Below are 20,340 nucleotides of genomic sequence, written 5' to 3' on the forward strand. Positions count from 1 at the left end.
ACCAAGCCCGCAACAGGCAGGGCACCGGAGAGAGAAACGATGGCAAACACACAATCCGCCGATATCGTCGTGGTCGGCTCGGGCGTCGCCGGCAGTCTGGTTGCGCATCAGCTGGCACTGGCGGGCGCGTCGGTGATCCTGCTCGAAGCCGGGCCGCGCATTGCGCGCTGGCAGATCGTCGAGAACTTCCGCAATTCGCCGGCCAAGTCCGACTTCGCGACGCCGTATCCGTCGACGCCTTACGCGCCGCATCCCGAATACGCGCCCGCGAACAACTACCTGATCCAGAAGGGCGATTATCCGTACAACTCACAATACGTGCGGCTCGTCGGCGGCACGACGTGGCACTGGGCGGCCGCCGCGTGGCGGCTGCTGCCGTCGGACTTCCAGTTGCACAAGCTGTATGGCGTCGGGCGCGACTGGCCGTACCCGTACGAAGCGCTCGAGCCGTGGTACGTGGCCGCCGAAGTGCAGCTCGGCGTGTCCGGTCCGGATAGTTCGATCGATCTCGGTTCGCCGCGCTCGAAGCCCTATCCGATGCAGCAGTTGCCGCTGTCGTACATGGATCAGCGTTTCAGCGACGTGCTCAACGCGCAGGGCTTCAAGGTCGTGCCCGAACCGGTTGCGCGCAACAGCCGGCCGTACGATGCGCGGCCGACCTGCTGCGGCAACAACAACTGCATGCCGATCTGCCCGATCGCCGCGATGTACAACGGCGTGATCCATGCGGAGAAGGCCGAGCAGGCCGGTGCGAAGCTGATTCCCGAAGCGGTCGTGTATCGCATCGAAGCGGACGACAAAGGGCTCATCACCGCGGTCCACTACAAGGACCCGAACGGCAATAGCACACGCGTCACCGGCAAGCTGTTCGTGCTCGCGGCGAACGGCATCGAAACGCCGAAGCTGATGCTGATGTCGACCTCGGAAAAATTCCCGCACGGCGTCGGCAACAGCTCCGATCAGGTCGGCCGCAACCTGATGGATCATCCGGGCACCGGCGTCACGTTTCTCGCCAACGAACCGCTGTGGCCCGGCCGCGGCCCGATGGAGATGACCTCGATCGTCAACTTCCGCGACGGCGCGTTCCGCTCCGACTACGCGTCGAAGAAGCTGCATCTGTCGAACGGCGTGCCGACCATGGGCGTTACCGCCGATCTGCTGAAAAAAGGCCTGACCGGCGCCGAGCTCGACCGGCAGATTCGCGACCGCGCGGCACGCACGCTGAGCATCAACAGCTTTCACGAACATCTGCCGGAGCCGCAGAACCGCATCGTGCCGTCGGCGGATCACAAGGACGCGCTCGGCATTGCGCAGCCCGAGATCTACTACTCGATCAACGACTACGTGAAGAAGAGCGCCGCCGATACGCACGAACAGTATGCGAAGATCGCGGCGCTATTCGGCGGTACCGAAGTCTCGTTCGACGACAGCTTCGCGCCGAACAATCACATCATGGGCACGACGATCATGGGCAGCGATGCGGCGAGTTCGGTCGTCGACCCGGACTGCCGCACGCACGATCATTCGAACCTGTTCATCGCCAGCAGCGGCGTGATGCCTACCGCCGCGTCGGTGAACTGCACGCTGACGATCGCGGCTTTGTCGCTGAAGCTGGCCGACAAGCTGAAGCGCGAAATTTGAGCGCTGACCGGAGAGCCACAATGCTGAAGAACACCTCTCGCGTGCAGCCGGATTCTGCGCGGATGCAGGGCACCCGCCGCCGCTTCGGCGGCGCGGCGCTCGCGGCCGCGTTTTCGCTGTTCGCGCTGTCGATTGCGTGGCACGAGTCGCACGGCCCGGACGCAGTTTCGAGCGACGAAATGCCGATCACCCAGGCTCGCGCCGACGACGCGGCGCAGGCGTCGGACGGCGGCTCGGCCACGCTCCACGGCAGCGCCGCGAATGGCGAACTCGTGAAGCGCGGCCAATACCTGACCCGTGCCGCCGATTGCGCGGCCTGTCATACGGCCGACAAGTCGCGCCCATTCGCGGGCGGCCTGCCGATCGGCACACCGTTCGGCACGATCGTGACGCCCAACATCACGCCCGATCCCGACACCGGCATCGGCCGATGGAGCGACGCCGATTTCATGCGCGCGATGCACGAAGGCATCGGCAAGGGCGGCGAGCGGCTCTATCCGGCGTTTCCGTACACGGCCTACACGCGCGTGACCAATGAGGACGTGCTCGCGATCCGCGCTTATCTGAACACGCTCACGCCGATTCACTACACGCCGCCCGCGAACAGCCTCAAGTTCCCGTTCAATCAGCGCTGGCTGATGGTGTTCTGGAACATGTTCAACTTCACCGAAGGGCGCTTCGTGCCGGACCCGAAGCAGAGCGCTGAATGGAACCGAGGCGCGTATCTGGTCGAAGGGCTCGCGCATTGCGAGGAATGCCATACGCCGCGCAATTTCATGCAGGGGCTGCAGTCCAGCGCGCGTTTCTCCGGTGCGGTGCAGGCCGGCTGGCATGCGTTCAATATCACGCCGGACAAGCTGAGCGGCGTCGGCAGCTGGCGCGACGACGAACTCACGTCGTATCTGTCGACCGGCGCGGCGCCGGGCCGCGCGAACGCGGCCGGACCGATGGGCGAAGTGGTCGCGAACAGCACGCAGTATCTGACGCCGGTGGATCTGCGCTCGATCGTCGCATTCTTGCGCTCGGTGCCGGCCGTGAGCGGCGGTGACGCGCGTCCTCGTCATCAATGGGGCAATCCCGCCAACGATGTCGCTGCGCTGCGCGGCACCGCGATCACCGGCGTGAACGGCGCGCAGCTGTTCGTCGCCAATTGCGCGACCTGCCATAACTGGACCGGGCAGGGCGTGGGCGCGAGCGCGCCGGGCGCGTATCCGTCGCTGATCCACAACTCGACGGTCGGCGCGAACGACGCGAACAATCTCGCGTTGGTGATTCTGCACGGCGTGAACCGCACCACCACGCACGCGGACGTGCTGATGCCCGGGTTCGGCGGCCATCTCGACGACGAGCAGATCGCGGCGATCACCAACTACGTGACGAAACAGTTCGGCAATCCGCAGGCGACGATCACGACCAGCCAGGTGGCGAAGCTGCGCACGCTGCAATAGCAGGCGAGGCGACTCGGGCGCCGCGGCAGGAGTGACTCGCGAAAATATGCAATTCCGGTAACGCATACCGCGAATGTGTCGTTTCAGCGTCGTTTTTGCGTCGTTCGATGTCTTTCTTGCTCGATGACGCGTGCGGATACGATAGGCACCCCGCATACGCGGGCGCGTCGGCGGCATTATCATGATGAGATGAATGCCACTCCCGCCACCTTCGTTCAACATCACGACGCCAACGAGGCCGGCCGCGATTTCGTGGTCGGCGATCTGCACGGTTGCGTCGATGCGTTGCGCTACCTGCTGCGTCAGATCGCGTTCGATCCGACGTGCGACCGGTTGTTTTCGGTCGGCGACCTGGTCGATCGGGGCGAGCACTCGGAGCAGGCGCTCGCGCTGCTCGCGAAGCCGTGGTTCTATGCGGTGCTCGGCAATCACGAAGACGCGCTGTGCGCGGTCGCCGACGGCCGCTTGCGGCGGCAGTGGTGGTACGGCATCGGCGGCGCGTGGGCGGCCGACGTGCCCGACGAACGTCTGCGTTACTACGCCGAGCATCTGCGCACGCTGCCGCTCGTGCGCGTGATCGGCAGCGGCAAGACGCGCTTCAACGTTCTGCACGCCGAATTTTTCGGCTCGGATGCCGATCTCGACGCGGGCAACTATTCGGCCGAAACGCGCCAGCAATTGCTGTGGGGTCGCGAGCTCGCGCTCGGTCACGGCGATCCGCTGCGGCAGCGCGGGCTGTCGCTGACCTATTGCGGCCATACGCCGGTACGCGACATCACGCAGATCGGCTCGCAGGTGTTCATCGATACCGGCGCGTTCGGGCCGGACGGCACGCTGACGATCGTGCAGCCGCAGGCGCTGCGTCGCTGGTCGATCTCGGTCGAGGCCGCTCGCGCGGAAGGCGCGGCGGAACTGGCCTTGCCTTGAGCGGCTGAAGTCGCCCCGCGGCTGCGCCGCTCCTCTGTCACCCGACCTGGTTCAACTCGAACACCATATCCACGCTCGTGCCGTTCCAGTTGTATTCGAGGTATGCCGCGTGATGGCAGTCGCGCAGCAGCGTCGTGCGGAACGCCGCGAGGCATTCGCCGGCGCTGTCGCGCACCGACGGATAGACGATGCCCGGCGCGCCCGCCTCGCGCACCGCGCGCCCGAGCGCCTGGCCGGCAACGTAGTCGTCGGGCGACAACACGGCTTCATCGAGCTCGGGGTCGCGACGCAAGTCGACCACGCCGCCTTGCGCGACTACCGTGTAAAGACGCATCTGCTGACGCATCGGCGGCTCGGCGGTCGCTTTGAGGAACTGACCGGTGTGATAGCGCGTTTCGGCGATCGCCGTCTCGCGTGAACGCGCACAGTAGAACACGCCATACGTGCCGTCGGAAAAGCGGCTGCCAAGCGGATTCAGATGCGTAAGCGCGGCCATGATCGGCCCGTAGCCCGGCCCGAAGCGGCGCTCCTCGCGCGGCACCAGATCGAGTTCGCCGATTTCGGTGCGCAGTCGGTCGTTGGTCATCGCTTCGAGCGCGTACAGCGCTTCGAAATCTTCCGGCGACGCGACGCGGTCGAACAGGTTGATGGCCGGAAAGCGCGTCGGAATCACGCGATACGCGGGCGTCCAGTCGAGCGCGGCGCTGGTCCAGCGGTCCTGCCATTGCGGTTTTGTCACGCCCAGCCGCCTCGCATTGCGTCGAGATACTGGCGCACGGCCACGAGATCGCTGATGTTGCCCGCCAGCATGCGGTCCAGCGCGCGTTTGCCGCCGAACGGCGGCGCGCTGTTGGGGCGTTTGACCCAGGTGTCGGCGGCGCTCGGCTGCGGCAGCAGAATCTGCAGCGCCTTGTAGATGCCAAGCAGCAGCGATAGTCGCTCCAGCGTGTCGTGGCTGAGGCGCGCGGTCTCGGGCGTCGCCCGCCACTTGAAGAACGTCGAGCGGCCCGGCTTGCCGAGCAGCACGATCTGCTCGTCGGCGCTCAGGTCCCAGTCGCGCGCGATGTTGAAGAACGCACGCAGGCCCGCCGCGGACATCTGCGTCAGCGTGGGTTCGGAAAGCGATCGTCGCGGCGATGCCTCGGGCGAGGAAATTCGGGCAGCGTGAGCCATTTCGGGTAAGTCCCTATGTGTACTTTTTAATGATATTAGTCCATAAATGGATTTTTGCAAGAGAATATAATCCCGGCTCGTTTTGGCAGTCGTCGATCAGGAGAGCAGCAGATGCGGGTTCGAGCAGTGGCAGCGGCGCTGGCCGTGTGGTGTGTGTCGGAGGCGGCGTTGGCCGCCGGTTATGCGGAAGTATGGAATCCGCCGGAGGCGAGCGGACACGTTACCAGGCAGGCGCACGCGCGGAACCAGCCCGGAGCGGCGAAGGTGAAGGTGAAGGCGGCCACGCGGAGCGGCGTCAAGTCCAAGGCCAGTGCGCATGCGCAGCAGGCTACCAGTATCCGGCACGCGGTGCCTCATGTCGCATCGGCCGGCGCGGGCCACGGCGGCAAGCTCGCGGCGCATGGAAGCGGCGTGAAAGTCGCGGCCTCGAGCCAGAACCGGTCGCACGCCACCGTGACCGCGCGGGCCGCGAAGCACGCGCAGCCGCAGGTACAACTGGCGCACGCGAAACCGGCTCCGGGCAAGGTCGTGCATGCCGATTTCGCGGCAGCTCACACCGGGCGTCCGCATGTGGACAAAGTCGCGGCCAAGCCGGCGGTTTCCCGTGCGAATCCGGTCCGGCCCGCGGTGCAGACTTCGCCGGATACGTCCGCAAACGTTAGCGACATCGCGCCGATGGGCTCCGCGCCCAATCCGGCGACTGCCAGCAGCGGTTCGCTGCCGCCGATCATCCACTGAGGCCGCTTCGAGCGGTGCGGCGTGGTCCGGCATCGGTCGCCGTGTCACGCCGCGGCGAGGCCGTTTGCGAGCAGCCGCAGCGTTTCCGCCGAGCGGGCCTCGCGCACGCGCGAATGCAGCGTCACACGCGATTCCGGCAGTGCCGGCAGGCCGAGCCGCGCGCCGACGTCGAGCAGACCGCGCGGCGCAACCCGGCGCGCGAGCGGCGAGACGGCGAGCCCGGCGGCCACGGCCGCGCCCACCGCCGCGACACCACCACCCACAAACACCTCCTGCCATGCGACCCCCGCCGCTGTGAGCGTGCGCAGCGCGACGTCGCGCACATTACACGGCGGGCTCAATAGCGCGAGCGCCAGCGGCTCATCGAGTCGCGGCAGCCACGTCGGCGTCGCGAGCCAGCCGAGCGGTTCGCTGAACAGCGTCTGCGCGTCGTCGCGCGGTGGTTCGTCGGCGCCGTAGCGGACGATCGCAGCATCGAGCCGGCGTTCGTCGAACTGCGCGAGCAGCGCCGCCGACGTGCCCATGTGCAACTCGACCACCAGACCCGGATCGTGCGCGTTGAGCCGGCCCAGCAGGTGCGGCAGATCAGGCCCCGCGACGTGCTCGCTGAGCCCGAGCACGAGCCGGCGCCGCTCCACCGACAGCGCGCCGAGCGCGCGCTCGTGCGCGTTCAGCAACTCGCGCGCGGCGCCGAGAAAGGCGTGACCGTCGGCGGACAGACGCACGACGCGCGGAGTGCGCTCCAGCAACTGCTTGCCAAGGTGCGCCTCCAGTCGCTTCAGCTTCAGGCTGACGGCCGATTGCGTGGTGTCGAGCGCGTCGGCGGCACGCGTGAAGCTGCGCAGATCGGCAACCAGCACGAAGGCCCGCACCGCATCGAGATCGAGGACTTTCATTTCGGATGGAAATGGATGAAATAGGCATGGATATCTGTTTATTATGAGCTAGCGCGCCTAAGCTGTGTTCAACCCAACACCGCAACAAGGAGCCCGTCATGCCGCTCACCCGAATCTCACTGCGCGCCGGCAAGCCGGCCGACTACCGCCAAGCGCTGAGCGCCAGTATTCAGCGCTCGCTGGTGGACACGTTCAACGTGCCGAAGGACGACATGTTCATGCTGGTCACCGAGCACACCGCCGACAACATGATCTACGACCGGCAATACCAGAATATCGAGCGCGGCGACGATCTCGTCGTGATCCAACTGACCGTCAGCAACACACGCTCGGTCGAGCAGAAGAAGGCGCTGTACCGGCGCATCGTCGATGAACTCGGCAAGTCGCCCGGCGTGCGGCCCGAGGATGTGTTCATCAATCTCGTCGAGGTCGAGAAGGAGAACTGGTCGTTTGGGAATGGCATTGCGCAGTACGCCTCCCCGTTGTAGCCACGCATTGGGCGGGCGCAGATGGCTCACATGGGACGCCCGCCGCTCTAGCGCTGACTGGGCGCTATTCACAGCGAAGTCGCCACCCACCCTTGTTCTCCCGATCCGTCGAGCATCACGACCGATATTTCCACAAATCTTGAAATGTAGAAGCCATTGACGTATGCTCCGCCCATGAACCCGAACCTTGCTGTCCGTGCGCTCGGCGCGCTTGCCCATGACTCGCGACTCGCGATCTTCCGTCTTCTGGTTGTCGCGGGCGGCGAAGGCATGCCCGCCGGCGAAATCGGCCAACAGTTGGGTCTTGCGCCGTCGAGCCTGTCGTTCCACCTGAAGGACCTGTCTCACGCCGACCTGGTGAAGTCTCGTCAGGACGGACGCTTCGTCATTTACACGGCAAATTTCGACGCGATGACTGACCTGATCGGTTTTCTTACGGAGAACTGCTGTGCCGGCGCATCCTGCGCCGCGGGCGATGTTCCCAACGTCTGCAGCAGCAAACAATGACCGGAACTCCGTCATGACCACGAATGTTCTGATCCTCTGCACCCACAACTCGGCGCGCAGCGTGCTGGGCGAAGGCATGCTCAATCATTGGGCCAAAAAGCTTGGCAAGGATGTGCGCGCCTATAGCGCAGGCAGCGCGCCGAGCGGCCGCCTTAACCCGTTCGCTCTGGAAGCGCTCACGAACGCGGGTATCGATACAGCGGGGTATCGCAGTAAAAGCTGGGATGAGTTCGTGGCGCAAGGCGCTCCGCAAATGCGCGTGGTGATCACGGTGTGCGACAGCGCTGCGGCGGAGGAGTGTCCGTACTGGCCCGGTAGTCCCGTCAAGGTGCATTGGGGATACGCCGACCCGTCCAATGTACCGGGAGGCGACGAAGGCAAACGGCGGGCGTTCGAGCTGACGCGCGAGGCGATTGGCTATCGCATGCTGCAACTGCTGGCATTACCCCTGGATACGCTGAGCAATACCGACCTTCAGCAAGCGCTGAACCGCATCCAGCAAAGCTGATTTCCTTCGAACAGCCGAATGAATACCCCAAACATTGCGTCGCCGACAAAAGCGTCGAGGCCGGCCATCAGTTTCTTCGAGCGATATCTGACCGTCTGGGTCGCACTGTGCATCGTCGTCGGGATCGTGCTGGGCCAGATCTTTCCCGGCGTCTTTCAGCACATCGGGCGGATGGAATACGCCCACGTCAACCTCCCGGTCGGACTGCTGATCTGGGTGATGATCATCCCGATGCTCATCAAGGTCGATTTCGGTTCACTGCATGAGGTCCGCCAGCACGTTAAGGGGATCGGCGTCACGCTTTTCGTGAACTGGCTCGTCAAACCGTTCTCGATGGCATTTCTGGGCTGGCTGTTCGTCAAGAATCTGTTCGCGCCCATGTTGCCCGCCGACCAGCTCAATAGCTATGTCGCTGGGCTGATCTTGCTGGCCGCGGCGCCGTGCACGGCGATGGTGTTCGTCTGGAGCAGGCTGACTGGTGGCGATCCGTTGTTTACGCTGTCGCAGGTCGCGTTGAACGACAGCATCATGATCATCGCCTTTGCGCCACTGGTCGGGCTGCTGCTTGGCATGTCGGCCATTACGGTGCCGTGGGCGACGCTGCTCACGTCCGTCGTGCTCTACATCGTCATTCCGGTGATCCTCGCGCAGATCTTGCGAAAGGCGCTGCTCGCAAAGGGGCCGCAGACATTCGACGCGTTCATGGCGAAACTGGGCCCCTGGTCCATCACGGCGCTGCTGGTGACGCTTGTGCTGCTGTTCGCGTTCCAGGGGGAGGCGATCATCAGGCAGCCGCTGGTCATCGTGCTGCTGGCTGTTCCGATCCTGATCCAGGTGTTTTTCAACTCGGCCCTTGCGTACTGGCTGAATCGTGCGGTTGGGGAAAAGCACAACATTGCCTGCCCGTCCGCGCTGATCGGAGCATCCAACTTCTTCGAGCTGGCTGTCGCCACCGCGATTGGTCTGTTCGGCTTCGAATCGGGTGCTGCGCTCGCAACCGTGGTCGGCGTGCTTGTCGAAGTGCCGGTGATGCTGGTCGTAGTGCGCGTCGTGAACCGTTCCAGGACCTGGTACGAATGTGCCTGAGCGGCACCGGAGAAAGTACATGAACCAAGGACAAACGTGTCTGACCGCATAGTTGATCTACCCCAACTCGACGCGGCGCTGTTTCGCGTGCCCGACATCGACCAGTTGCGGCCCGCGACCGCATCGACTCATCCACCGCGTTTCCTGCTGCTCTATGGCTCGCTTCGCGAGCGTTCGTTCAGCCGCTTGCTGACGGAAGAAGCCGCGCGTTTGCTCACGGCGATGGGCGCCGAGGTACGCACGTTTAACCCGAGCGGTCTGCCGCTGCCGGACGATGCACCCGATACCCACCCGAAGGTGGCCGAACTAAGAGAGCTGGTGCAATGGTCGGAGGGCATGGTCTGGTGTTCACCTGAGCGCCACGGTGCAATGACCGGGATCATGAAGTCGCAGATCGACTGGATTCCGCTTTCGGTCGGGGCTGTCCGTCCGACGCAGGGAAAAACGCTTGCCGTAATGCAGGTGAGCGGAGGATCGCAGTCCTTCAACGCGGTGAACCAGATGCGTGTCCTCGGGCGCTGGATGCGCATGATGACCATTCCCAACCAGTCGTCTGTCGCGAAGGCGTTCCTGGAGTTTGACGAGGCGGGGCGCATGAAGCCTTCCGCCTATTTCGACCGGGTCGTGGATGTAATGGAGGAACTGGTCAAGTTCACATTGCTGACCCGCGACATCGGCCCGTATCTGGTCGACAGATACAGCGAGCGCAAGGAAAGCGCCGAGGAACTGTCGAAGCGTGTGAATCAGACTGGCCACTGACTCCGCCATACGCAATCCCTGTGCTCTCGATTACATAGAAACTACCTACTCAGGAGTTAGCCGTGTCTTCATGCTGCCGCCCGAAGAGCGCCCCTGCGCCCCAGGTGTCCAAACAACAGTTCGACTCGTCTCTGCCCGTCGCGATCATCGGTGGAGGCCCCGTTGGTCTCGCTGCAGCCGCTCATCTGATCCGGCAAGGGTTGAATCCGGTCATCTTCGAAGCGGAAGAAACGGCAGGCGCTGCGCCGCTGGCCTGGGGCCATGTTCATATGTTTTCGTCGTGGCAGTACAACATCGACCGCGCTTCGCGTGCGTTGCTCGAACGGCAAGGATGGTCGGCACCTGACGCTGACGCCTATCCGACGGGGCGGGAACTGGCCGAGCAGTATCTGCTGCCGCTCGCGCGCACGCCTGAGATTGCTGGTTGCCTGCGTCTTGGCACGCGCGTCACCGGTATCGCCCGCATTCGCACGGGCAAAGTCAAGAGCGCGCAGCGCGAGCAGCAGCCGTTCGAAATCCGCTTCGAGGAACGCAATGGCGAAGAAGGGCGCTTCGTTGCGGGCGCCGTCATCGTTGCGACGGGCACGTGGGGGAATCCGGCTCCGGCTGGCGCGTCCGGATTGTCGGCTATCGGCGAAAAGGCGGCTCACGAACAGATTCGCTACGGCATGCCCGACGTTCTCGGCGCAGACCGTAAGCGTTATGCGAGCAAAAAGGTGCTGGTCATCGGCTCTGGGCACTCGGCAATCGGCACGCTGATCGACCTCGCCAGGCTGGCAACGCAGGAACCTGGCGCGACCATCGTCTGGGCAATGCGACGCGCGCAGCCAGGTGAGGTCTACGGCGGCGGAGACGCTGACCAGTTGCCGGAGCGCGGCGCTCTGGGTCAGCGGCTCAAGCAACTGGTCGACGCGGGTCGCATCGAACTGCTGACGCCGTTTGCCGTCGACGAAATCAGGCTGAACGGTGGTGCCCTCGAGGTTCGGGACGCTGACGGGCGTGCCGTCGAAGTCGACGAACTGATCGTAGCGACGGGGCTTCGGCCGGAGTTGCAGATCCTGCGCGAAGTGCGTCTCGATCTCGACGCGGCGCTGGAATGCCCTCGCGCCCTCGCCCCGCTGATCGATCCGAATCTCCATTCATGCGGCACGGTGCGGCCGCATGGCGCCGAGATACTGGCGCAGCCCGATACGGGACTCTACATCGCCGGAATGGCCAGCTATGGCCGCGCTCCGACTTTCCTGATGGCGACGGGCTACGAACAGGTGCGCTCCATTGCAGCATGGCTCGCGGGCGACATCGAGGCCGCGCGTCGCGTCGAACTCGAACTGCCTGAAACGGGTGTATGCAGTACCGACCGTAACGCGAGCGGGTATGACGGCAGCAAGAGTTCTTGCTGTGCGCCTACATCGGCGCGGGTCGCGGAGAAGGCATGTTGCGCGGCGCCTTAACAGGCAGCGTTGATTCAGGGCAAACCGGGGCACAACGGGGGCATAAGAAGTGACAGCGTTCGCGCAGCAGCAGGATCGAGGTTCGATCGCGACGTGGGCACTAGCCACCGCGCAACTCGTTTCGTGGGGAGCGATCTACTACGCGTTCTCGCTCTTTGTCGTACCGATGGAACATGCGCTCGGTTGGAGCCGGGCATCGACCAACGCGGCGCTGTCTGTCGGGTTGCTCGTGTCCGGGCTGGCTGCGTATCCGGTCGGCACCTGGATCGACCACGGACACGGCCGGGCCGTCATGGTGGTGGGATCGCTGCTCGCATCCGCAATGCTCGTGATGTGGTCGCAGGCAAACAGCCTGGCGATGCTATTCGTCGCATGGGTGGGCCTCGGCATCTCGATGGCGGCCACGCTGTACGACCCGGTTTTCGCAGTGATCACGCGAAATTATCCGGGCAGCTTCCGCACGAAGATCACGCTGATAACCCTTGTCGCTGGATTCGCGAGCACCGCATTCATTCCGCTCACGCAGTTGCTCATCAATCTGCTGGGGTGGCGTCACGCTCTGCTCGCGCTAGCGGCGATCAATCTTTGCGTATGCCTACCCATTCACGCACTGGCGATCCGCGGAAACGAAGCGCGCCATGCTGCTGCCGTCGACAAGGGCGCGGTCAAGGCGGTGAATGCCGCGTCCACCCGGCGCGCGCTACGCTCACCGGTGTTCTGGGCGCTCGCGGTGTGCTTTACCGCCTACTACGTCACGTTCGCGGCGTTGACTTTTCACCTTGTTCCGCTGATGGCCGAGCGTCATGTCCAACAGTCCACCATCCTGTTGACGATGGCGCTCATCGGCCCGGCTCAGGTTCTCGCGCGTGTTCTGTGGTTCGCATTTGGACGCAACGTCTCTCCGAAGATCGTCGGCTTGGTCATCACGACCGCTTTTCCGGTGTCGGTGGTGATCCTGCTGATTGCCGGGGCATCGCCCGTGCTGCTGATCGTTTTCGCGCTGATCTACGGCGGAGCGAACGGCATGATGACCATCCTGCGTGGAACGATTGTGCAGGACGTAATGTGGGTCGAAGGATTTGGCGCGATCAACGGGCTGCTTTCTACGCCGTCCAATATTGCAAAGGGCGTCGCGCCGATTTCAGCCGCGATGATCTGGACAATCGGGCAGAGCTATTTTCCAGTGGAGTGGGCTGTGCTGTTGGTGTCACTGGTTTCTCTGGCGGCGTTTGGCGTGGCAATGGCTTGCGCGCGTCGAACCAATATTTCCGTGGATCCGGTGACGGAGCGGGCCGGCTAGTCCTTACCCCACCGCCAGCGCGGCGGCTCGCCCTTCAGCCAGCACACGACCGTGAGGGCCGCGGTTAATAGCGCGACCAGCAACGCGAACGTGAGCGGATGCACCACGGGTTGAACCCGGAAAACGACCACTCCGAGCAACACGAAATACGCGAGCAGCGTCACCCATCCTTGCCAGCGCACGGGAAAGCCCCAGCCCCAGCCATAGCGTTTGGCCGGGAACCAGTATTCATGAGAAGGTGACATCGCGCGGTCTCCTGATTTGGGCGCTTGTTCATTGTCGACGATTTTGCGCGTGACTATATTTCCTTGACCGGTTTCAACCCGAGTCCATCGACAGGAAACGCTCCATGCAACCCGCAACCGAACAAAAAACCGTGCTTCTGATCGGCGCCTCGCGCGGCCTCGGCTTCGCAATGGTCGAGGAGTATCTGAAGCGCGGCTGGCGAGTCATCGCCACGGGCAGGCAAAACTCTACGACCAGGCTCCTTCAGCTTGCGAAGGCGTCACATGCAGCACTCGAAGTCGAGACGGTCGACATCACGATTCCCGAACAAGTCGCCGCGCTGCGCGGCCGCCTCGAAGGTCGCCCGATCGACATCCTGTTCGTCAATGCCGGCGTCAAGAACGACGATAGCGAAACGATCGCGGATGTATCGACCGACGAATTCGTGCGCGTGATGGTGACCAATGCGTTGAGTCCGATGCGGGTCGTCGAGGGGCTGCAGGATCTCGTCCGGCCGAGCGGCACGATCGGCGTGATGTCGTCGGGGCAGGGCAGCGTCGCCAACAACGAGAACGGCAACTACGAGGTCTATCGCGGCAGCAAGGCCGCGCTGAATATGTTCATGCGCAGTTTTGCCGCGCGTCATCGAAGCGACACCAAAACCTTGCTGCTGATGGCGCCCGGCTGGGTGCGAACCGATCTGGGCGGGCCGGACGCGCGTCTGAGCATCGACGAAAGCATCCCGAACCTGGTCGGCACGATCGACGCTTACCAAGGCCGCGCCGGTTTACATTACCTCGACTACCTCGGCAGAGTCGTGCCGTGGTGATCGGCAAGCGCAGCGCCCAGCGGCGCAAGAGCGCGTCGCTATAATGATTTTCCGCCCTACCACGAACTTTCGACCGCTGTCCGCCATGACCACCGACCGCCCCGATCCTCCGCGCGACGCCCTCGAACTCGGCGGCTCCGTCTGGTTTCAAGCCGGCACCCAGACGCTCGGCGGCGCGGCCCGGATCGCGCTGCTGGCGGCGATCGGCGAGACCGGCTCGATCACGAGCGCGGCGAAGGCGGTCGGCATCAGCTACAAAGGTGCGTGGGATGCCGTCGATACGATGAACAACCTCGCCGGCGAGCCGCTCGTCGTGCGTCTGACCGGCGGTAAGGGCGGCGGCGGCACGACGCTGACGCCGCGCGCGGTGAAACTGATCGACACGTTTCGCGCGGTCGAGCGCGAGCATCGACGCTTTCTCGAACGCGCCGGCGCGGCGATCGGCGAGGGCTTCGCGACGGACTGGGACCTGATCGGCCGCATCGGCGTGAAGACGAGCGCGCGCAATCAGTTCTACGGCACGGTGTCGGCAATCGAGCGCGGCACCGTCAACGACGAAGTGTCGCTCGCGCTGCCCGGCGGCCACACGATCGTCGCCGTGCTCACGCACGAGAGCACCGAAGCGCTCGGGCTCGCGCTCGGCGTGGCGGCGTTTGCGCTGATCAAGGCGTCGTGGGTCGTGCTGCTCGTAGCGGGTGACGGCGATGGCGATGCGCCGTTGAAGTTATCGGCGCGCAATCAGTTGCGCGGCACCGTGCAGAGCGTGAAGCGCGGTGCGGTCAACGCGGAAGTGTCGCTCGGGCTCGAAGGCGGCGCGGTGATCACCGCGATCGTCACCAATGGCAGCGTCGACACGCTCGGTTTGCAGGAAGGCGCGAGCGCGGTCGCGGTGTTCAAGGCGTCGAGCGTGATACTCGGCGTGAAGGATTGAGGGTTGCCGGAGCGTAGTGGAGGCGCAAGCCAAGCTGCAAAGGACGCCAAGCCACCCGCTCAACGAGGTGACGCCTCGCTGCGCGCATACCCGGTAAAAGGATGATCTTCGCGGCCCCGGCCGTCGCTGATCTGCACGACCTGATCGCCGAATGCGGCAACGTCGTCGGGATCGTGCGTGATCAGCACCATCGGAATATCGAGCCGCGTTTGCAAGTCCGATAGCTCGCGCCGCATGCGCTGGCGCAACTGGCTATCCAGCGCGGAAAACGGCTCGTCGAGCAGCAGCAGGCGCGGCTGCGAAACCAGCGCGCGCGCGAGCGCGACCCGCTGCTTCTGACCGCCCGACAGTTGCGCCGGATGATTGCCCGCCACGCCCCTCAATTCGAGCGCGTCGAGCCAGTAATCGACCTCCGTGTGCGCGCCGCGCGCACGCGGATTGAGCCAGCCCCGCTGCAGCCCGAAGCCGATGTTCTGCCGCACGTTCAGATGCGGAAACAGCGCGTAGTCCTGAAACAGATACGCGATCTTGCGCGCCTGCGGCTTCTGATCGATGCCGACCGCGCTATCGAACAAGGTGGTGCCGTGCAGTGTGATGGTCCCTTCATCGGGACGCAGCAAGCCGGCGATCGCCTGCAAGGTCAGGCTCTTACCCGCTCCCGAAGGTCCGAACAGCACGAGCCGCTGGGTGTTCGCGCTGAACGCGATGTCGAGCGTGAAGCGCCGTTCGGCGGTCTCGAAAGTCTTGCGGATGGCGACGTTGAGCGGCATGTCAGCGGGCTCTCAGAAGCGTGTGCTGCGGCACGAGGCGTCCCGCGAGCAGCAGGATCGTCACGCACGCGACCGAGGTCACGAGCACGAGGAAGTTGGCGGTGCTGTCGTCGCCGGCCTGCACCGCCGAATAGACCGCGACCGACAGTGTCTGCGTGCGGCCCGGCAGATTGCCCGCGACCATCAGCGTCGCGCCGAATTCGCCGAGCGCGCGCGCGAACGCGAGCAGGCCGCCGGCGAGGATGCCGCGCGCCGCGAGCGGCAGCGTCACGCGGAAAAACACCGCGCCCTCGCTGATCCCGAGCGTGCGCGCCGCGTGCTCCAACTGCGGATCAACGCCTTCAAAGGCGGCGCGCGCCGACTTCAGCACGAGCGGAAACGCGACCACCGTCGACGCGATCACCGCGCCCTGCCACGTGAAGACGAGCTGGATGTCTAAGCGGTCGAGCCACGCGCCGATCACGCCACGTCGGCCGAGCAGCACGAGCAGGTAGTAGCCGAGCACGGTGGGCGGCAGCACCAGCGGCAGCATCAGCAGCGAATCGATCACGTCGCGCGCGCCGGAGCGCCAGCGCGACAGACCGAGCGCCACCGCGACGCCGAGCACGAGATTGAGCGCGGTGGCCCAGCCCGCAACCTTCAGCGACAGCAGCAGCGGAACCCAAGCCTTTTCCATGAGCGCGTGCTCTCCGCGTGACTCAATGCACCGGCTTGAAGCCGTACTTCGCGAGCACCGCCTGGCCGGCGGGCGACAGCACGAAGTCGATAAATGCCTGAGCATCGGCCGCGTGATGGCTGCCTTCGACCTGCGCAATCGGATAGGTGATCGGCGTTTGCGTCGGCAGGCTCATCGCGACTTTGACCTTGTCGGGCATGATCGCGGCGTCGGTGCCGAACACGAAACCGGCGTCGACTTCGCCGCGCGCGACGTAATCGAGGCTCTGACGCACGTTCGAAGCAAGCACCGCCTTCGCGTTGACCGCGTCCCACACGCCCGCGGCCTGCAGCGCGCCCTGCGTGTAGCGGCCGACCGGCACCGAGGCCGGATCGCCGAATGCGACGCGCTTGACGTTCGCGGTCGTCAGCGCGTTGAGGTTGGCGGGCGCGAGATGACTGTCGGCCGGTACGATCAGCACCAGCGAGTTGGCGGCGAAGTCGCGCCGCGTCGCCGGCACGATCACCTTTTCGGCGGCGGCCTTGTCCATTGCCTTCTGATCGGCGGACGCGAAAACGTCGACGGGCGCGCCTTTGACGATCTGTTGCATCAGCACGTCGGACGCGCCGAAGTTCAGGAGAACCTTGGTGCCTGGATGCTGCTGCTCGAACGCGTCGCCGACCGCCTTGAACGCATTGGTCAGGCTGGCGGCGGCCGAAACCACCAGTTCATCGGCGTGCGCATTCACGCTGACCACGACGGAGGCGGCGGCTGCGACGCACAGCGCGTATTGCTTCAGATGGCGAGAGAGGGTCATGGAGGACCTGAAGTCGGACTAGAACGGGAAGCAGTGGCCTAAAAACTCTATCGTAATATATGCGCGGTTATAGCGGTGGGCGAAACGCCCGATTCGGCGTTGCGCTTCACGCATGGCGCGAGCGCAAGCGAAGTGTTGCGAAACTGTAAAAGGAAGCTCGAAAACGCGCCGGAAGGGCCGGCGCAGCGTTCAGATGTCCGACCTGCGCATGGGCTCGAGCGTATTGCGCGTTTGCGACAGCGGCGCGGCCGACGGTCGAATGATGCGGGTGGACCGCCATGTTGCGCGGATGAACGGCCGGTCGTGGCCGGACACCTTCAACGCAATATGCGTGACCCAGCGCTGCGTGGGCACGTGCACGCCGTGCATCAAGAATGCGAGCACCATCATGCTGACGGCGACCGGCAGCGCCGATAGCCGGTCCGCTTCCGCATTCCACGCGATCCGCACGAACACGAGCGCGGCAACCGCGCCGACGAGGCAGCCAGTCACCGCTTCGGACGGCGAATGCGCGCTCAGCACGACGCGCGACAAACCCACCGCCAGCCCAGCGGCAAGCCCCGCAAGCACGCCGAGCAGCCGGATGGCGCGGCGCGCGGGCAATAGCATCAAAAATAGCGCGACCGGATAGACGGCCGTGGACAGCATGGAGTGACCGCTGACGCCGGTGAAATCGAACTCGCGCACGCCGACGCCCCAGCCGAGGAAGGCGAGCTTGGTCACGGTCACGACGCCGATCGCCGTACCCAGCAGCGCGAGCCAGCAGGCCGCGAGCCGCCACGAGTAGCCGACTGCCAACCACAGCGCTATGGCGAACGCGAGCGGCAGCGTCAAGCCGGCGCCGCCGAGGCTGGTGATCGAATACCACAGGTGGATCGGTAAATCGGGCATGGGCGAAGCGCGACCGGGTCGCGTGAAATCGGGTTGGTGGAAATCGGCGCGCAGCCGGCATGAAACGCCGATGCGGCCCGGATCGACACGTCGGGAGATCAACCGCCAGTATAGTCGGGTGTCGCGTGAACGGTCTCGCGGCGCGGAGCGCTTTTGCACGCCGAAGTGTGGGCTGCCGAACAGCTAACGACGTAGTTTGACGACGGGCCGCCGGCAGGGTTCGCGGTGGCTGAAATCGGCGCGAAGAGCGGCCCCGGTGTTCAGCAACGCAGGAGGAATGATGTTATTGTGCATTGCACAACTCCATTCTTTCCGCAGTATCTGCGGTCCGCATTTGTCTCTTTTGCGAGGTTATCGCCGATGGCAAAAAGCCTGTCGAAAATCTGGCTGCGAGGTTTCAAGCGCCTGCTCGCGATCCAAACCGAACACGCGCAAAAAACCGCCAAGCGAGCACAGGCGCGACCGGCTCGCGCCGCTACCGCCAAACCGTCGAGCAAGGCTCATCCACTAAAGCCGACTGCCGCGCTGCGCGCGCCCGCGAAACGCGAAGCGCCGCGCGAGTCGCGCGTGCGTCCACGCGCGGCCGCATGGGCGAGCGGGGCGTGGACGCGCTCGTTCCATTCCGCGCCGGCCGCACCGGGCCGGCTGGTCAATCATCTGCAGTACGGGCTCTATATACCGTCCGGGCACGCGCACGAGGCGATGCCGCTCGTCGTGATGCTGCACGGCTGCACGCAGTCGATCGACGAGTTCGCCGAAGGCACGCGCATGAACCTGCTCGCCGACCGCTACGGCTTCGCGGTCGTCTACCCCGAGCAATCTAAGCACGCGCACTCGCACCGCTGCTGGCATTGGTACGACGCCGGCGACAACGCGGGTGGCGCGGAAGCGCGTGCGGTCGTATCGCTAGTGGATGCGCTGGTCGAGCAGCACGGCTTTGACCGCGAGCGTGTGTACGTGGCGGGAATTTCGGCAGGCGCGGGGCTGACGGCGCTGTTGGCCGTCAAGTATCCGCAGCATTTCGCCGCTGTCGCGCTGCACTCCGGCCCCGCTTTCGGCGAGGCCCGCTCCGGCGTTACCGCGATGGACGTGATGCGGCGTGGCGCGCGTCGCGAGCCGGTCGAACTCGTCGATGAAACGACGAACGTCGCGCAGTACCCGGGCATGCCGGCATTGATCATCCACGGCGATGCCGACCATGTGGTCGCGCCGGTCAACGCGGACCAGTTGGCGGCACAGTTCGTGCGCCTGAACCGGCTCATCGACGTAAACGGCGCGCGCAAAGCCGGCGAGACGCGCGAAGATCGCAAAAATGGCGTCGTGGTGCGCGATTATCTGCGCGGCGGCCGGCGTGTGGTGCGGGTATGTCGCGTGCAGGGGCTCGGCCACGCATGGGCCGGCGGCGACGATGCGCTGCCGTTTCACTCGTCCAAGGGTCCGGACGCGAGCGCCATGCTGTGGGAGTTTTTCCGGCATCAGCGTCGCCCGGACGCGGGCCGCATCGCGGAAGGATTGGCGGCATCGTCGGCCGGCCGGTGACGCCCGAGCAACACCTCGAAAATGAATAGTGGCATGAACTCAGGGTTTTCCCTATAATACGGGTAATCCCTTAGGCTTAAACGCCTAGCTATCATTGCCGAGGTGAACCATGTATCTGCTCAGCCGCCTGTTCCTGTTTTTGACCAAGTCGCCTGACCAGCTCGCAAAAGAGCGCGCTGACGCTTATCTGGCTGAAGCGACCGATCTCTACGACCTCGAATTCCGCATGCGCAAGCTCGATCAGGAATCGAACGTGCGCGCGCCGTCGTGGATGAGCCAGCACTACGGCTAAGCAGTCGGATTCAGCTGCCACAACGCGTAGTTCAATAGCGCTGCATACGCGACCCACACGACGTACGGCGCGAGCAGAACGCCCGCGAGGCGATCGCGCCGCCAGAACACATACGTCAGCATCACGATCAGCAGCAGCAAGATCAAGATGTCGATCAGCGCCATTTCCGGCCGATGCAGGCCGAAAAACAGCCACATCCACGCAGCGTTGAATAGAAGCTGCACAACCCACAGTACGATCGCCGCACTAGGGCCGTCGCGCTTCCACACGCGCCACGCGGAAAACGCCATCAGCACGTAGAGCACGATCCACACCGGCGGGAAAACCCAGTTCGGCAGATTGAACGCGGGCTTTTGCAGGCTCGTGTACCACGCGTCCGGCAGCGACAGACTCGCGGCCCAGCCGGCGGCCAGCGTCAGAATCAGAAACACGAGCAGCGACGGCAGACGGCGCATCTCCATCCCTCCAG

General features: G+C 64.6%; 24 protein-coding genes. 15 read left to right on the forward strand and 9 right to left on the reverse strand.

From position 1 onward, the window contains the following. Nucleotides 1–39: 39 nt before the first annotated feature. From AB3X94_RS05525 to AB3X94_RS05535, 3 genes are all read left to right on the forward strand, one after another. On the forward strand, nt 40–1,641 hold the full coding sequence (locus tag AB3X94_RS05525; protein WP_176107194.1) for a GMC family oxidoreductase: 1,602 nt from the start codon (nt 40–42) through the stop codon (nt 1,639–1,641). Nucleotides 1,642–1,661: 20 nt separating this feature from the next. Further along, nucleotides 1,662–3,089, forward strand: coding sequence for a cytochrome c (locus tag AB3X94_RS05530; protein WP_368610972.1), 1,428 nt, complete (start codon nt 1,662–1,664; stop codon nt 3,087–3,089). Between the two features lie 189 nt (nt 3,090–3,278). Next, a complete protein-coding gene (locus AB3X94_RS05535) occupies nt 3,279–4,016 on the forward strand; it encodes a metallophosphoesterase (protein WP_246391985.1) in 738 nt (245 codons plus the stop codon). A gap of 37 nt (nt 4,017–4,053) precedes the next feature. On the opposite strand, the gene AB3X94_RS05540 is transcribed toward AB3X94_RS05535, so the two are convergent. After that, a complete protein-coding gene (locus tag AB3X94_RS05540) occupies nt 4,054–4,755 on the reverse strand; it encodes an RES family NAD+ phosphorylase (RefSeq protein ID WP_176107197.1) in 702 nt (233 codons plus the stop codon). Then, entirely contained in the window at nt 4,752–5,114 is a 363-nt protein-coding gene (locus AB3X94_RS05545) for an MbcA/ParS/Xre antitoxin family protein (RefSeq protein ID WP_018424156.1), read from the reverse strand. The genes AB3X94_RS05540 and AB3X94_RS05545 overlap by 4 nt, the downstream gene beginning before the upstream one ends. 186 nt (nt 5,115–5,300) lie before the next feature. On the opposite strand from AB3X94_RS05545, the gene AB3X94_RS05550 reads away from it, so the two are divergent. Next, entirely contained in the window at nt 5,301–5,927 is a 627-nt protein-coding gene (locus tag AB3X94_RS05550) for a hypothetical protein (protein ID WP_368610973.1), read from the forward strand. A gap of 44 nt (nt 5,928–5,971) precedes the next feature. On the opposite strand, the gene AB3X94_RS05555 is transcribed toward AB3X94_RS05550, so the two are convergent. Then, entirely contained in the window at nt 5,972–6,823 is an 852-nt protein-coding gene (locus AB3X94_RS05555; RefSeq protein ID WP_176367584.1) for a LysR substrate-binding domain-containing protein, read from the reverse strand. A 98-nt stretch (nt 6,824–6,921) separates the two neighbouring features. Between AB3X94_RS05555 and AB3X94_RS05560 the strand changes: the two genes are divergently transcribed. The 7 genes from AB3X94_RS05560 to AB3X94_RS05590 all read left to right on the forward strand — a co-directional run bounded on the left by AB3X94_RS05560 (nt 6,922) and on the right by AB3X94_RS05590 (nt 12,922). Further along, nucleotides 6,922–7,311 carry a tautomerase family protein gene (locus AB3X94_RS05560; RefSeq protein WP_368610974.1) on the forward strand — a complete coding sequence of 130 codons (390 nt, stop codon included), beginning with the start codon at nt 6,922–6,924 and terminating at the stop codon, nt 7,309–7,311. Nucleotides 7,312–7,485: 174 nt separating this feature from the next. After that, entirely contained in the window at nt 7,486–7,818 is a 333-nt protein-coding gene (locus AB3X94_RS05565; protein ID WP_368610975.1) for an ArsR/SmtB family transcription factor, read from the forward strand. A 13-nt stretch (nt 7,819–7,831) separates the two neighbouring features. After that, on the forward strand, nt 7,832–8,326 hold the full coding sequence (locus AB3X94_RS05570) for an arsenate reductase ArsC (RefSeq protein WP_368610976.1): 495 nt from the start codon (nt 7,832–7,834) through the stop codon (nt 8,324–8,326). 18 nt (nt 8,327–8,344) lie between these two features. Continuing rightward, entirely contained in the window at nt 8,345–9,412 is a 1,068-nt protein-coding gene (arsB, locus tag AB3X94_RS05575; protein WP_368610977.1) for an ACR3 family arsenite efflux transporter, read from the forward strand. A 36-nt stretch (nt 9,413–9,448) separates the two neighbouring features. Continuing rightward, a complete protein-coding gene (gene arsH / locus AB3X94_RS05580; RefSeq protein ID WP_368610978.1) occupies nt 9,449–10,171 on the forward strand; it encodes an arsenical resistance protein ArsH in 723 nt (240 codons plus the stop codon). 104 nt (nt 10,172–10,275) lie between these two features. Further along, a complete protein-coding gene (locus AB3X94_RS05585; RefSeq protein WP_368610979.1) occupies nt 10,276–11,622 on the forward strand; it encodes an FAD-dependent oxidoreductase in 1,347 nt (448 codons plus the stop codon). Nucleotides 11,623–11,671: 49 nt separating this feature from the next. Further along, nucleotides 11,672–12,922, forward strand: a complete 1,251-nt coding sequence (locus AB3X94_RS05590; RefSeq protein ID WP_368610980.1) for an MFS transporter — start codon at nt 11,672–11,674, stop codon at nt 12,920–12,922. Here the strand turns inward: AB3X94_RS05590 and AB3X94_RS05595 are convergent. Then, a complete protein-coding gene (locus AB3X94_RS05595) occupies nt 12,919–13,167 on the reverse strand; it encodes a hypothetical protein (RefSeq protein WP_368610981.1) in 249 nt (82 codons plus the stop codon). The two genes, AB3X94_RS05590 and AB3X94_RS05595, sit on opposite strands and share 4 nt — an antisense overlap. A gap of 104 nt (nt 13,168–13,271) precedes the next feature. Here AB3X94_RS05595 and AB3X94_RS05600 point away from each other — a divergent pair, with 104 nt between their 5' ends. Together AB3X94_RS05600 and AB3X94_RS05605 are read left to right on the forward strand one after the other, a co-directional pair. Beyond that, nucleotides 13,272–13,976, forward strand: coding sequence for an SDR family NAD(P)-dependent oxidoreductase (locus tag AB3X94_RS05600; protein WP_368610982.1), 705 nt, complete (start codon nt 13,272–13,274; stop codon nt 13,974–13,976). An 85-nt stretch (nt 13,977–14,061) separates the two neighbouring features. Continuing rightward, on the forward strand, nt 14,062–14,907 hold the full coding sequence (locus AB3X94_RS05605) for a TOBE domain-containing protein (RefSeq protein ID WP_368610983.1): 846 nt from the start codon (nt 14,062–14,064) through the stop codon (nt 14,905–14,907). 59 nt (nt 14,908–14,966) lie between these two features. On the opposite strand, the gene AB3X94_RS05610 is transcribed toward AB3X94_RS05605, so the two are convergent. The 4 genes from AB3X94_RS05610 to AB3X94_RS05625 all read right to left on the reverse strand — a co-directional run bounded on the left by AB3X94_RS05610 (nt 14,967) and on the right by AB3X94_RS05625 (nt 18,040). Then, nucleotides 14,967–15,677, reverse strand: coding sequence for a sulfate/molybdate ABC transporter ATP-binding protein (locus tag AB3X94_RS05610; RefSeq protein ID WP_176107208.1), 711 nt, complete (start codon nt 15,675–15,677; stop codon nt 14,967–14,969). A gap of 1 nt (nt 15,678) precedes the next feature. Beyond that, nucleotides 15,679–16,353: a molybdate ABC transporter permease subunit gene (modB, locus tag AB3X94_RS05615; protein WP_368610984.1), complete on the reverse strand. Its 675-nt coding sequence runs from the start codon at nt 16,351–16,353 to the stop codon at nt 15,679–15,681. Nucleotides 16,354–16,375: 22 nt separating this feature from the next. After that, nucleotides 16,376–17,149, reverse strand: a complete 774-nt coding sequence (gene modA / locus AB3X94_RS05620) for a molybdate ABC transporter substrate-binding protein (RefSeq protein WP_368610985.1) — start codon at nt 17,147–17,149, stop codon at nt 16,376–16,378. Nucleotides 17,150–17,338: 189 nt separating this feature from the next. After that, the gene (locus AB3X94_RS05625; RefSeq protein WP_176107211.1) at nt 17,339–18,040 is read right to left on the reverse strand and encodes a phosphatase PAP2 family protein; all 702 of its coding nucleotides are present in this window, start codon (nt 18,038–18,040) and stop codon (nt 17,339–17,341) included. Between the two features lie 360 nt (nt 18,041–18,400). Between AB3X94_RS05625 and AB3X94_RS05630 the strand changes: the two genes are divergently transcribed. Both AB3X94_RS05630 and AB3X94_RS05635 read left to right on the forward strand, forming a co-directional pair. After that, a complete protein-coding gene (locus AB3X94_RS05630) occupies nt 18,401–19,579 on the forward strand; it encodes a PHB depolymerase family esterase (protein ID WP_368610986.1) in 1,179 nt (392 codons plus the stop codon). 109 nt (nt 19,580–19,688) lie between these two features. Continuing rightward, complete coding sequence (locus tag AB3X94_RS05635) at nt 19,689–19,871, forward strand: DUF3563 family protein (protein ID WP_176107213.1); 183 nt, start codon at nt 19,689–19,691, stop codon at nt 19,869–19,871. Here the strand turns inward: AB3X94_RS05635 and AB3X94_RS05640 are convergent. Next, nucleotides 19,868–20,326, reverse strand: coding sequence for a TspO/MBR family protein (locus tag AB3X94_RS05640; protein WP_176107214.1), 459 nt, complete (start codon nt 20,324–20,326; stop codon nt 19,868–19,870). The two genes, AB3X94_RS05635 and AB3X94_RS05640, sit on opposite strands and share 4 nt — an antisense overlap. Nucleotides 20,327–20,340: the final 14 nt, after the last annotated feature.

It is taken from the genome of Paraburkholderia sp. BR10923, from assembly GCF_040948765.1.
In the GTDB taxonomy this organism is placed as follows: domain Bacteria; phylum Pseudomonadota; class Gammaproteobacteria; order Burkholderiales; family Burkholderiaceae; genus Paraburkholderia; species Paraburkholderia youngii.

Excerpts from the sequence above, each read along its gene's own strand:
- AB3X94_RS05545 (WP_018424156.1), bottom strand. The coding sequence starts at position 5,114 with ATGTCCGCGGCGGGCCTGCGTGCGTTCTTCAACATCGCGCGCGACTGG.
- AB3X94_RS05550 (WP_368610973.1), top strand. The coding sequence starts at position 5,301 with ATGCGGGTTCGAGCAGTGGCAGCGGCGCTGGCCGTGTGGTGTGTGTCG.
- AB3X94_RS05610 (WP_176107208.1), bottom strand. The coding sequence starts at position 15,677 with ATGCCGCTCAACGTCGCCATCCGCAAGACTTTCGAGACCGCCGAACGG.
- AB3X94_RS05600 (WP_368610982.1), top strand. The coding sequence starts at position 13,272 with ATGCAACCCGCAACCGAACAAAAAACCGTGCTTCTGATCGGCGCCTCG.
- AB3X94_RS05570 (WP_368610976.1), top strand. The coding sequence starts at position 7,832 with ATGACCACGAATGTTCTGATCCTCTGCACCCACAACTCGGCGCGCAGC.
- modB (WP_368610984.1), bottom strand. The coding sequence starts at position 16,353 with ATGGAAAAGGCTTGGGTTCCGCTGCTGCTGTCGCTGAAGGTTGCGGGC.
- AB3X94_RS05555 (WP_176367584.1), bottom strand. The coding sequence starts at position 6,823 with ATGAAAGTCCTCGATCTCGATGCGGTGCGGGCCTTCGTGCTGGTTGCC.
- AB3X94_RS05625 (WP_176107211.1), bottom strand. The coding sequence starts at position 18,040 with ATGCCCGATTTACCGATCCACCTGTGGTATTCGATCACCAGCCTCGGC.
- AB3X94_RS05605 (WP_368610983.1), top strand. The coding sequence starts at position 14,062 with ATGACCACCGACCGCCCCGATCCTCCGCGCGACGCCCTCGAACTCGGC.
- AB3X94_RS05565 (WP_368610975.1), top strand. The coding sequence starts at position 7,486 with ATGAACCCGAACCTTGCTGTCCGTGCGCTCGGCGCGCTTGCCCATGAC.
- modA (WP_368610985.1), bottom strand. The coding sequence starts at position 17,149 with ATGACCCTCTCTCGCCATCTGAAGCAATACGCGCTGTGCGTCGCAGCC.
- AB3X94_RS05560 (WP_368610974.1), top strand. The coding sequence starts at position 6,922 with ATGCCGCTCACCCGAATCTCACTGCGCGCCGGCAAGCCGGCCGACTAC.
- AB3X94_RS05595 (WP_368610981.1), bottom strand. The coding sequence starts at position 13,167 with ATGTCACCTTCTCATGAATACTGGTTCCCGGCCAAACGCTATGGCTGG.
- AB3X94_RS05630 (WP_368610986.1), top strand. The coding sequence starts at position 18,401 with ATGGCAAAAAGCCTGTCGAAAATCTGGCTGCGAGGTTTCAAGCGCCTG.
- AB3X94_RS05640 (WP_176107214.1), bottom strand. The coding sequence starts at position 20,326 with ATGCGCCGTCTGCCGTCGCTGCTCGTGTTTCTGATTCTGACGCTGGCC.
- AB3X94_RS05525 (WP_176107194.1), top strand. The coding sequence starts at position 40 with ATGGCAAACACACAATCCGCCGATATCGTCGTGGTCGGCTCGGGCGTC.
- AB3X94_RS05530 (WP_368610972.1), top strand. The coding sequence starts at position 1,662 with ATGCTGAAGAACACCTCTCGCGTGCAGCCGGATTCTGCGCGGATGCAG.
- AB3X94_RS05535 (WP_246391985.1), top strand. The coding sequence starts at position 3,279 with ATGAATGCCACTCCCGCCACCTTCGTTCAACATCACGACGCCAACGAG.
- AB3X94_RS05635 (WP_176107213.1), top strand. The coding sequence starts at position 19,689 with ATGTATCTGCTCAGCCGCCTGTTCCTGTTTTTGACCAAGTCGCCTGAC.
- arsB (WP_368610977.1), top strand. The coding sequence starts at position 8,345 with ATGAATACCCCAAACATTGCGTCGCCGACAAAAGCGTCGAGGCCGGCC.